Annotated in this window: 10 protein-coding genes and 1 pseudogene; 7 read left to right on the forward strand and 4 right to left on the reverse strand. The window is 45.5% G+C overall.

Annotated features, from left to right (window positions below; all coding sequences use genetic code 11):
- Positions 1-61: 61 nt before the first annotated feature.
- Both iolD and PXH59_RS09665 read right to left on the reverse strand, forming a co-directional pair.
- Entirely contained in the window at positions 62-1,996 is a 1,935-nt protein-coding gene (gene iolD / locus PXH59_RS09660; RefSeq protein WP_285811723.1) for a 3D-(3,5/4)-trihydroxycyclohexane-1,2-dione acylhydrolase (decyclizing), read from the reverse strand.
- Positions 1,997-2,021: 25 nt separating this feature from the next.
- Positions 2,022-2,284: pseudogene (locus PXH59_RS09665) on the reverse strand (aldehyde dehydrogenase family protein); the annotation flags it as partial.
- A gap of 527 nt (positions 2,285-2,811) precedes the next feature.
- On the opposite strand from PXH59_RS09665, the gene PXH59_RS09670 reads away from it, so the two are divergent.
- The gene (locus tag PXH59_RS09670) at positions 2,812-4,485 is read left to right on the forward strand and encodes a condensation domain-containing protein (RefSeq protein WP_285811483.1); all 1,674 of its coding nucleotides are present in this window, start codon (positions 2,812-2,814) and stop codon (positions 4,483-4,485) included.
- A 91-nt stretch (positions 4,486-4,576) separates the two neighbouring features.
- Here PXH59_RS09670 and PXH59_RS09675 read toward each other — a convergent pair whose 3' ends face one another.
- A complete protein-coding gene (locus tag PXH59_RS09675) occupies positions 4,577-5,344 on the reverse strand; it encodes an SDR family oxidoreductase (RefSeq protein WP_285811485.1) in 768 nt (255 codons plus the stop codon).
- Between the two features lie 360 nt (positions 5,345-5,704).
- Here PXH59_RS09675 and PXH59_RS09680 point away from each other — a divergent pair, with 360 nt between their 5' ends.
- A complete protein-coding gene (locus PXH59_RS09680; protein WP_285811487.1) occupies positions 5,705-6,742 on the forward strand; it encodes a zinc-dependent alcohol dehydrogenase family protein in 1,038 nt (345 codons plus the stop codon).
- Positions 6,743-6,928: 186 nt separating this feature from the next.
- On the opposite strand, the gene hpaR is transcribed toward PXH59_RS09680, so the two are convergent.
- Positions 6,929-7,378: a homoprotocatechuate degradation operon regulator HpaR gene (gene hpaR / locus PXH59_RS09685; protein WP_047768160.1), complete on the reverse strand. Its 450-nt coding sequence runs from the start codon at positions 7,376-7,378 to the stop codon at positions 6,929-6,931.
- Between the two features lie 387 nt (positions 7,379-7,765).
- Between hpaR and PXH59_RS09690 the strand changes: the two genes are divergently transcribed.
- The 5 genes from PXH59_RS09690 to PXH59_RS09710 are packed head-to-tail and all read left to right on the forward strand — an operon-like array spanning position 7,766 to position 11,938.
- Entirely contained in the window at positions 7,766-8,398 is a 633-nt protein-coding gene (locus PXH59_RS09690; RefSeq protein WP_285811488.1) for a fumarylacetoacetate hydrolase family protein, read from the forward strand.
- Entirely contained in the window at positions 8,395-9,159 is a 765-nt protein-coding gene (locus PXH59_RS09695) for a fumarylacetoacetate hydrolase family protein (RefSeq protein ID WP_285811489.1), read from the forward strand. Before PXH59_RS09690 ends, PXH59_RS09695 begins: the two co-directional genes overlap by 4 nt.
- Positions 9,156-10,622 (forward strand): 5-carboxymethyl-2-hydroxymuconate semialdehyde dehydrogenase, encoded by a 1,467-nt coding sequence (hpaE, locus tag PXH59_RS09700; protein ID WP_285811490.1) that lies wholly within the window; start codon positions 9,156-9,158, stop codon positions 10,620-10,622. The genes PXH59_RS09695 and hpaE overlap by 4 nt, the downstream gene beginning before the upstream one ends.
- A 32-nt stretch (positions 10,623-10,654) precedes the next feature.
- Positions 10,655-11,536: a 3,4-dihydroxyphenylacetate 2,3-dioxygenase gene (gene hpaD / locus PXH59_RS09705; RefSeq protein WP_047768167.1), complete on the forward strand. Its 882-nt coding sequence runs from the start codon at positions 10,655-10,657 to the stop codon at positions 11,534-11,536.
- A 12-nt stretch (positions 11,537-11,548) separates the two neighbouring features.
- A complete protein-coding gene (locus PXH59_RS09710; RefSeq protein WP_285811492.1) occupies positions 11,549-11,938 on the forward strand; it encodes a 5-carboxymethyl-2-hydroxymuconate Delta-isomerase in 390 nt (129 codons plus the stop codon).
- The last annotated feature ends 15 nt before the right edge of the window (positions 11,939-11,953 follow it).

Genomic DNA, 11,953 nt, shown 5'->3' on the forward strand with positions numbered 1-11,953 from the left:
TACGTTGTGGTTTTTGCGTCCAGCCCTCAAATAACTCTGATCAATAAATCCCGTATCGCAACTAATACTGACGCACTTTTTTCTCCACATAGTCCCTGATTTTTTCCGCTGATGCGGCAATGTCTGGATTATCAGCAACCTGTGCAGTTCCTATTCGCCACCATGATTCATAATCATGCGTCATGGTTTTAGGCAGTACTTTAATGTCGATTAATGTCGCACAGGGCTGCTTCTTCGCATCCTGCACCGCAGCAATTAATTGTTGTTCATCATACACTCGATAACTTTTGCAGCCGTAGCTTTCCGCATTCCTGGCAAAATCCACCGGTATCAACCCCCCATCCAACCGGCCATTTCGCGGATTGCGATAACGATTTTCCGTGGCAAAACTCCCCATGCCTTGACTCATCTGTAAGTTATTGATGCAACCAAATCCCGCATTATCAAACAGCAGCACAGTGATCTTAATACCTTCCTGAATAGCCGTTTGTAATTCACTGTGCAGCATCAAATAGGAACCATCACCAACCATTGCGTAAACCGGCTGTTCAGGACACGCGAGTTTTGCCCCCAATGATGCAGCAATTTCATATCCCATACAGGAATAGCCATATTCAAGGTGATAAGTATCGGGCACTTTCGGTTGCCAAACGCGCTGTAAATCGCCCGGCAGAGAACCCGCAGCCCCCACAATAATGGCATTGGGTTCCAGATACTGATCCATCAAGCCAAGTACACGGGTTTGGGTCAGATTGGTTTGCAATGTTGCACTGTACTCTTCCAATTTTTCATCCAAATGCCCCGCAATCTCTGGCTTGAATCCAGCCTGATATTGAATGGAAAATAATCGTTCTAATTCCTGCTGCCAGGCTGCTTTCGCCTGAACAATTTCTTGCTGCCACGCCGAACGCCATGCTGTTGTTGACAGAGCCTGTGCAATGGCATTGAGTCCTTCTCTGGCATCCGCCAGAACACCTACGGCATCCAGTTTGCCGGCGTCAAATTCTGCAACATTGATGGTAAGAAATTCCACTTCTGGGTGTTGGAACAGCGACTTTGAGGCCGTCGTAAAATCGGTAAAACGGGTGCCAACACCGATAATCAAATCGGCTTCTTTAGCCAGCTGATTCGCCGCCAAACAACCTGTCGTGCCAATGCCGCCACAATTCAGTGGATGGGCAGCCACAATCGCACTTTTTCCCGCCTGCGTTTCAGCAAATGGGAGATGGAAGGTTTCAGCAAAATGGCGGAAAGCTCCATGCGCGTCGGAATAACGTACGCCACCACCACAAATCAACAGCGGCTTTCTCTTGCGCTGAATCAGTGCCATTGCCTCTTGAATGCGCACCTGAGAAGCTGGACGACGTTCAATTTGGTGAACCCGTTTCTGGAAGAAGTAATCTGGATAATCCCATATTTCGCCCTGAACATCTTGCGGAAGACAGATCGTGACAGCCCCCGTATCTGCCGGGTCCGTCAATACCCGCATGGCGTGGAGCAGGGCTGTCATCAACTGCTCCGGGCGCGAAATGCGATCCCAATAGCGGGATACTGGACGGAAGCAATCATTGGTACTCATGGTGCCATCACCATATTGTTCAATCTGTTGTAAAACGGGATCTGGCTGGCGGCAAGCAAAGGTATCTCCCGGCAACAACAGTAATGGGATACGATTCGCAGTTGCCGTTGCGGCAGCCGTCACCATATTGGCCGCGCCAGGCCCAACAGAAGAGGTGACGGCAAACATCTGCCGACGTTTTTTCTGTTTGGCAAAGCCCGTTGCAATATGTGCCATCCCCTGTTCATTACAGCCCTGATAAACACGAAGATGCCCAGGCTCCTGCTCCAATGCCTGCCCTAATCCCACCACATTACCGTGACCAAATATTGTGAACACACCTCGAATAAAGGGGGCTTCCTCCCCATCAACATTGATATATTGCTGGTTAAGAAATTTGACCAAGGCTTGAGCCATCGTCATTTTCTTCGTCTTTATTGCTCTGTTTTTCATGATATAGCGACTCCATCGTCGGCATCACAAAATGGCTATCGTGATGTTCTAAACGCACACTGGCGGGCCAACGGCTAGTGACGGTTTTCATGCGGGTATAGACGCGCCCCCCGTCATGACCATGTATATTCAGTGGCCCAAACATGGAACACTTCCAGCCACCGAAGCTATGAAATGCCATCAGTACTGGGATGGGGATATTCACACCGACCATACCAGATTGAACGTCTTCATTGAACTGACGAGCCGTTTCACCATGCGGGTAAATAAGGCATATTGATCACGCCTATCATGATCAGCATCGCTATTAAATAGCCGTGCCTAAAATTCTAGTTCTTAATATTTTATGGATATTGATTTACTTAAAATAATCTTTAATTGTTTTCAATCTATAGGTATCCTTTCCAAACAAATAGCTAATAATGGCACAACTGCATCAATGGATAAGTTTATTACAAATCAATGTACTGACAAAAAATCCCCTCCTTTGCCAGACAAAATAATCAAATTATTAGAATGTCACGAAACAATGACATTTAATGTCAATAAATGACTTCCTGCAATAGTGATTAGCTTCATTATTGGAATGGATTTAACTAGCTGTTTTTTCATCTAACAAAAATACAGGCTGAGTATGCTCAATAAGCAGATATACCAATCCAACTTCAAAATGCGTGTTATATTTTCCCGCGCAGCGGGGAAATATAAGGCCTCGCGTCGTTTTGCAGATTGCAACTTGAAGTTTATCGAATATATCAAGCTGTATTGAATATAATTTAGAATCATAGCGGAGTACTCACATGGATAAGATTCTAGCCTCTCCATTTATTCATTTTTTTTGGCAATCATGGGTTCTTGAACCTCAATCACCTAAATACAATATCGTTATAGAACAGAGCATTAAAGGAAATCTAGATGAAGGTAGATTAAAATTGGCTCTGCAAGAATTTATTAATATTTATCCTTTATTCAAATATCGGATTGAAGAAAAAAATGATGAATTATATTGGGTATTAGGCTCAGATAATATTGAGTTTACCTACCTTTCTAATAATGAAGAACAATTGAATCAGTTTGCTCTGCGGCCATTTGACCTCAGAAAAGGGCCAGTCGTTCGTTTTGGTTTACTCAAAGAGGCAAAACAGCAATTTCACTTATTCATTGTACTGCACCATATCATCGGTGACGGGCAGGGGATAGAAGAGTTTTTTCATAATATCGCTGATCTGTACAACCAACGTCCTCTGCGCCATTCCCCCATGACGCTGCAACAAGCGTCAGAAAAATTTGTACAAGATCATCAACTTTTACAGTTGTTGGGCAAATATAACCCCGAACAATACTGGAAAAAGTGCCTGTCAGGCATGACTACCCGTAACCCATTACCCTATTTGCCTCAACAAGCGATAGGTGAACCTGAATTACCTAATGAATTTCGTTTCAATTTGTCATTGGAAGATTGGGAGAACCTCTCAAAATCTTTATCCCCTTGTAAACCGTTCCTCGTATTTAAAACGTTATGGGCAACATTAGTGGCCCAGTATACCGGAACGGGTGACGCTCACCTTATCTATCCCGTTGCAGTCGCCGGCGGGGAGTCTGTTTCGCTTGGTGCACAAATAAATGCCGTTGTTTTCCCTCTGCGTTTTAATGAGACGGATAGTTTTAATTCTCTCTATCAGGCCACGTTAAATTATAGTGCATCATTGAAGGTGCAGCCTGATCTGCGTTTGTCAAGTTTGCCTATATTCCAAGCTGTGCCCACCAATCTTATCAATAATCTCAATGTCGGTATCAATCAGGCCAGTTTTAAGGATCTCGATCTGGAATTAGACGGATGTGAGGTCCATTACGGTAGTCGTTTCAATAACGATTTAGCCGTTACAGAATGGATACTGGAATATCATCTGGAAGAGGGGCATTGGGCTTTTCGTATCCGCTACCATCCTAACCTTTTCCATGCAAAACAAATCAAAGCGTTAGGTGAACAATTCCAGCAATTGTTGGTTAATGCCCTGTCTCATCCCGAAACGCCAATATCACAGTTTTCTTTGCTAACACCTGATCAGGCGCAGACATTACTGGAATACGGTAGTCCACAACAACCAGGCGACACAAGGTCAGAACGACACAATCCCCGGGTGAACGATGTGATACGGAAACATTATCAACAGGCAATCGGACAATCACAATCTGCTGAAATATCAGGCATCCAAGTCTATGTGTTGAATGAACGATTACAGATGGTGCCAATGGGGTTAAAGGGCGAACTTTATCTCTCCGGGCCAGAATTGAATAATAAATATTTGGAGCAATCAGCATTAGCAGAAAAACAGCTGATTACTAATCCATTTGTTCAATATACCAAGGATAAATGGCTTTATCGCACTGGTGAGCAAGTACGCTGGTTACCAAATGGAGAGCTGGAATATCTGGGGACAGAGAACTACGATTTTCTGAAAGAGGCGAGTTAATCTAACCGTTAGGTGAAAAAACGGCGTGATCGTTATGCTAACCAAGCCTATGAATCACGCCAAATTATTACGCCTGCTTATTGATCACCACTTATTCAACATCCTGAAAAGTCGGACCCTGGAAATAAATAGCTTTAATGTGACAATGACGGGGTTGGGTGATAACAAACCGGATGGTTTCCCATACTGAACGGCCATTAAGCAATTGCCCCCCCATTTTTTTCTGGTTATCCAGAACTTCATCAAAACCATTAAGTTCAAAGTCAGGCGGATAAAGCCCGGTCACGCGAATATTTTCTTTGCTTAAATGATGAGCTAAATTCTGGCTAAAGCCACTCATAGCATGTTTGGCGGCAAAGAATGCCGGATGAGCGACAGATTCGGTAAATTGGGGAATACCACAAACCGATACCATAGCAACAATATCGGCACCCTGTGATTGACGCAAGCTCGGCAATAGCGCTTTGGTCAGCAAGATAGAACCTGTTATACCTGAATTCACCGTACTGACAATATCGGCGTCATTGTCACCTTCCCCTAACCGCCCCTCCAGCCATTGAGCTGCACTTAAGATCAAAATATCGATAGGTTGATTGTCTTGTAGCAACTGAATAGCAAAATCGCTAACGGAGTGGGCATGACTCATATCGCATTGATAACCTCTGGCGATACCTCCTTCACGGCGAATAATCTCACAGGTTGCTTCCGCACTGGCTAACTGACGGGCACAGAGATCAACATATGCCCCTTCACGCGCCAGCCAAACAGAAACTGCTTGCCCAAAATCGCGTCCTCCGCCTGTTACAACAACACGCTTACCTTTTAATTTGCTTGTTCCGCTGGCTTCATTAAACATCATGTTGGCTTTCCTTATATCAGTTATCAAAGCTGGATGAGGAACCGTCACTTTGTCAGTTAGGTTTATTGATAATTTACTGTTTAGAAAGCCAATCTTACTTGATAATTTTCACCACAGCCCTACTGTTTTGTGCTGTTTTTTTGTACTATCTGAAAAAACGTTAATCATGTTTCAAATACGAACGTTTTCCTGCACATATTCGCCATATTTTATTTCACAACTGACTCAGAAAGTACTCTGAAAATCGAAAATGTTTACATCTGCTAAACTTTAGGCAACAGATAACGTCAATCGTGTGCTCTGGGTTACTGTCATTCTTAACACCATAAAATCACAACCATTACCTGTGAAGGGGGTTATATGAAAGCACTTGTTTATCATGGAGCCGGAAAAAAACGCTGGGAAGAAAAAGCACCACCCCAACTCATTGAACCAACAGATGCTATCGTCCGTATTGTCAAAACCACCATCTGTGGTACAGATCTGCATATCCTCAAGGGAGATGTTCCTACTGTCGAGCAAGGCCGAACATTGGGTCATGAAGGTATTGGGATCGTCGAATCAATTGGGGTATCGGTCCGCAATATCAAAGTCGGTGATAAGGTCATTATTTCCTGTATCACTGTCTGCGGGAGTTGCAACTATTGTAAACGCCAGCTTTATGCGCACTGTAAAGAGGGTGGCTGGATCCTGGGGCATAAAATTGATGGTACACAGGCAGAAAAAGTGCGTATTCCTCATGCTGATAATAGCCTGCATCGTCTGCCAGACGGTGTCGATGAAAACGCGGCATTAATGCTCAGTGACATCCTGCCAACAGGTCTTGAAATGGGTGTTATCAATGGCAAGGTCCAGCCGGGCCAGACCATCGCCCTAATTGGTGCGGGTCCCGTCGGGCTATCAGCATTACTGGCCTCACAATTTTACTCTCCGGCACACATCATCATGATCGATACTGATGATAACCGCCTCAGTGTTGCCCGGCAGCTTGGGGCTAACACGGTTATCAACCCGGCAAAACAAAACGTCGTAGAAGCTATCAATAAACTGACTGACGGTATTGGTGTAGACGTCGCCATTGAGTGTGTAGGTATTCCCGCAACGTTCAAAATATGTCAGGACATCATTGCAGCGGGTGGATTCATTGCTAATGTTGGTGTCCACGGCAAATCTGTTGACCTGCATCTGGAAAGCCTCTGGATAAAAAACATTACCATTACGACTGGACTGGTAAACACAAGCAGTACCCCCATGCTGCTGAAAAGTGTTCAATCCGGCAAAATTGCACCTGAAAAGCTGGTCACTCACCATTATCCATTGAGTGAAATAGAGACCGCTTATGAAATATTTGGTAATGCAGCTCAAGAGAAAGCACTGAAAATTGTTTTGTCGGCATAGTGGGTATAGGTATAACAGGAGACAATTCTTCCAGCTAAATGATGACACTGCCATTCGACTGATACAGAAAAGCCGCCGCAATATACTGCATCAATACGCTTATGCAATTCATTACGGCGGCCTTTATACTGTACTTGGCACTGCGCTTGATTTCTTGCTTTGTTAACTCATTAATAAACCTTCAACCTACAGTTTGCATTCTTCATCCAAATCTGCTTGAGAGAGGTTCCCGATAGTAATAAATTCATCCAATAGCCCTAAAAGTTGGGCCAATTTTTCTGGAGAAAAAGCGTTCTCAATCGCCTTATATCCCTCAGCGATCTGCCCTTTTGCCTGCTCATAGAGTTCCTGGCCTGCCGGAGTCAAAGAAACATACAGCTTACGCTGATCATTCATAGGCTTCATGCGGAAGATAAGTCCATCACGCTCCATACGTGTCAAAATACCTGTCAGACTTGGACGCAAGATACAAGTAAGACAAGCTAAGTCATGAAAATCAATAGAACGGCTACTCGCAAGTACACGAATAATACGCCATTGTTGTTCAGTTAAATTATAGCTCTTCAAAATAGGCCGAAAAAAACCCATAGCGGTTTCTCTCGCTTGAAGCAATGCAATTGTCAAGGATTCATGCATAAGTAAAAGTGACTCTTTAGTTAATCGCCAGTCATTCTTTATAAGTTTAACGCCCATGCTATTTATTACAGACAACATGAACACCAAAAAGCCTAACACGCTCAAAATCATCCACAAAGGGGAAAGATTTCAACATTAACAAATAAATAAAATCATCCCATCCGCAAAAAGTTAATTAAAAGTTAAATCTAATCCCAAATGACCTTGATTAAAAATATAACAGGCTGATCTTTATGTAGTAAAAATGATCAACAATAAAGTGTTGTTACATAGATCACAATTAAAACTAACAATCCCCTTAACATATTGAAGATTGCCAACACATAGCTTATTAATATATTAATAAGTGATCTTGCAACACGTCATTCAGGTTTCAAGGAGCTGTCCATGAAAGGCACTGTCTTTGCCGTTGCCCTCAATCATAGTAGCCAGATCCGTTTCTGGCATGAGGCATTTAACCAAGAACCTTATAAAACACCCCCCAAAACGCCTATTTGGTTTATCAAACCCCGCAATACCGTGATTAATTCAGGGGATATTATTCCGCATCCTGTCGGGGAAACAGTACAAAGCGGCGCAACTCTGGCGCTGTTGATTGGAAAAACAGCCCGCAAAGTTTCTGTTCAGGATGCCGAACAGTATATTGCTGGTTACGCATTGGCAAACGAAGTTAGCCTGCCTGAAACGTCATTCTACCGTCCTGCCATTAAAGCAAAATGTCGGGACGGTTTTTGTCCGATAGGCCAAATGACCAGGATCAGCTCGGTAGCATCACTCGATATTGTGACTGAAATCAACGGCCAGGAAGTTGATCGTTGGTCTACTCAAGATCTCGTCCGTTCAGCCGCTGAATTATTGGCAGCATTAAGCGAATTCGCCACCTTAAACGAAGGCGATGCAATTCTATTGGGAACGCCTCATCAGCGCGTTACTCTTCATCCTGCCGATAAGGTCACGGTCAAGGCCAAGGGCTTCTCTGACTTAGAAAATACGGTTGTATCGGCAGGAGGTCAGGCATGAGATACGCCAAAATTCATTATCAGGGTCAGGATCTCACTGTTACCGTTGACGCACAGGAAAATGTCTTCTTGCCAGATGGAAATACGGTCAGCGATGAAGCGGTTATATGGCTTCCCCCCGCCAGCGGCACACTGTTCGCATTGGGGCTAAATTATGCCGATCACGCAACAGAGCTGGAATTTAAGCCACCAGAAGAGCCACTGGTATTTATCAAAGCAGCCAATAGCTTAACCGGACACCGGCAGGTTTCTGTCCGTCCTGATAATGTGGCATATATGCATTATGAAGCAGAATTGGTTGTCGTGATGGGTAAACCTGCTCACAAAGTTTCCAGAGAAGAGTCCATGAACTACGTTGCGGGTTATACCGTTTGTAACGATTACGCCATTCGTGATTATCTGGAAAATTACTATCGGCCAAACCTGCGGGTAAAAAGCCGCGATACGCTCACCCCAATCGGTCCGTGGATCATAGATAAGCAGCAGATCGCTGATCCGCATAATCTGACCTTGAAAACATGGGTAAACGGTGAACTCCGTCAACAAGGCACAACCGCCGATTTGATCTTCGACATTCCTTTCTTAATCACCTATCTCAGTGATTTTATGACATTGCAACCCGGCGACATGATCGCCACCGGAACCCCCAAAGGGTTGTCCAACGTTGTTCCCGGGGATGAAGTTATCGTGGAAGTCGAAGGTGTTGGACGCTTAGTTAATCGCATTGTCAGCCCGCAAGAATATGAGGAGCGTTTGTCATGACCATGATTAACCATTGGATCAATGGCAAGAATATCGGCAGCAAAACCTATTTCACAACGACTAATCCTGCAACAGGTGAGGTGCTGGCTGAGGTTGCATCCGGCGGGCAGGAAGAGATTACCCAAGCCGTTGCGGCGGCCAAAGAAGCGTTCCCCAAGTGGGCAAATACCCCAATGAAAGAACGCGCCCGTTTGATGCGCCGTTTGGGTGAATTAATCGACCAAAATGTTCCCGATATTTCTGAGCTGGAAACCAAGGATACGGGTCTTCCCATCCATCAGACACAAAATGTCTTGATCCCACGGGCTTCGCAGAATTTCAGTTTTTTCGCTGAAATTTGTCAGCAGATGAACGGGCGCACTTATCCCGTTGATGACACCATGCTCAACTATACATTAATCCAGCCTGTTGGCGTTTGCGCACTGATTTCCCCGTGGAACGTGCCTTTTATGACGGCGACGTGGAAAGTCGCACCCTGTCTGGCGCTGGGAAATACGGCGGTTTTGAAGATGTCCGAACTTTCCCCGTTGACAGCCAACCGTCTGGGCGAACTGGCGTTGGAAGCCGGCATTCCGGCCGGGGTGTTAAATGTGGTACAGGGCTACGGTAACACCGCAGGCGATGCGCTGGTAAAAAATCATGATGTGCGCGCGGTCTCTTTCACCGGCGGGACCGCAACGGGTCGCCTGATCATGCAAAATGCCGGACTGAAAAAATACTCTATGGAATTAGGCGGAAAATCCCCTGTCCTCATTTTTGAGGATGCAGATATTGAACGCGCACTGGATGCCGCCCTGTTCACCATTTTCTCTCTCAATGGTGAACGCTGTACGGCGGGTTCCCGCATTTTTATCCAGGAAAGTATCTACCCCGAATTCGTCAAACGCTTTGCTGAACGCGCTAATCGGCTACGTGTCGGTGATCCCCAGGATCCGCAAACTCAGGTTGGCAGCCTGATAAGCCAGCCACACTGGGAAAAAGTCTCCAATTATATTCGGTTGGGGATCGAAGAAGGTGCCACACTGCTGGCCGGAGGTCCCGATAAACCTGCCGATTTACCTGCCCCTCTAAAAAATGGCCACTTCTTGCGCCCTACCGTATTGGCGGATGTGGATAACCGTATGCGGGTGGCACAGGAAGAGATTTTCGGCCCTGTCGCTTGTCTGCTGCCGTTTAAGAGCGAAGAAGACGGGCTGCGCATGGCTAATGATGTGGAATATGGCCTGGCCTCTTATATCTGGACACAGGATGTCAGCAAGGTTTTGCGTCTGGCACGTAATATTGAGGCCGGCATGGTGTTTGTCAATTCCCAGAACGTTCGAGATCTGCGTCAACCATTTGGCGGCATAAAAGCTTCCGGTGTGGGGCGTGAAGGCGGGGAATACAGTTTCGACGTGTTTGCCGAAGTGAAAAACGTTTGTATCTCAATGGGAAAGCACCCAATTCCTCGTTGGGGTGCTTGAATAACTGCCATCCTGATACCAGGTGAGGGTTTATGGGAAAGTTAGCGTTAGCAGCGAAAATTACACATGTCCCTTCTATGTACCTGTCTGAATTGCCAGGCAAGCATCACGGTTGCCGACAAAGCGCTATTGACGGGCACAAAGAGATCAGCCGGCGCTGCCGTGAGATGGGCGTTGATACGATTATTATTTTCGATACGCATTGGCTGGTTAACAGCGCCTATCATATTAACTGTTCCGACCATTTTTCCGGCATTTATACCAGTAATGAGTTGCCACATTTTATCCGCGATATGACCTATGAGTATGACGGCAACCCGGCGTTAGGCAGGATGATTGCAGAAGAAGCACGCCAGATGGGTGTTCGTGCTCAGTCACACGAGATCCCGAGCCTGAAACTGGAATATGGCACGCTGGTGCCCATGCGTTATATGAACAGCGACCGCCATTTCAAGGTCATTTCAATTTCTGCCTTTTGTACTGTCCATGCGTTTGACGACAGCCGTAAACTGGGAGAAGCGATTTTACGGGCGATTGAGAAATACAATGGCACGGTTGCGGTACTGGCAAGCGGTTCGCTGTCACACAGTTTCATTGACGATCAACGGGCCGAAGAAGGCATGAACAGCTATACCCGTGAGTTCGATGAGCAGATGGATCGCCGTGTCGTGCAGCTTTGGAAAGAAGGCAAGTTCGAAGAATTTTGCAAAATGTTACCGGAATATGCGCAATATTGCCGGGGAGAAGGCAACATGCATGATACCGTGATGTTGCTGGGACTGCTCGGATGGGACAAGTATGACGGCAAGGTGGAATTTTTGACGGAATTGTTTGCCAGTTCCGGGACGGGGCAGGTTAACGCGGTTTTCCCGCTGCCGGATTATTTTGTTAACCAAAAGAAAACGGATGCCTGACAGGAGAAAACCATGCCACATTTTTATGCTGAATGTACTGAAAATATCCGTGATGAAGCCAGATTGCCGGCATTATTTGCCAAAGTGAATCAGGCGCTGGCGGATACAGGCATTTTTCCGCTGGGCGGTATCCGCAGCCGTGCCATTTGGTTGGATACCTGGCAAATGGCGGATGGTAAGCAGGATTACGCCTTCGTTCATATGACACTGAAAATAGGTGCCGGACGCAACCTTGAGGATCAACAAAAAGTCGGAAAAATGTTGTTTGACTTAATCAAGGCGCATTTCAACGAATTGATGGCACAGCGTTATCTGGGCCTCTCTTTCACGATGGAAGAACTTGATCCGGTGCTGAATTATAAATCCAATAATGTTCATAGCCTGTTTAAAACAAAAAAGTAACGATTTTAGTGAGAA

This window comes from Xenorhabdus bakwenae, from assembly GCF_030272115.1.
Lineage (GTDB): Bacteria > Pseudomonadota > Gammaproteobacteria > Enterobacterales > Enterobacteriaceae > Xenorhabdus > Xenorhabdus bakwenae.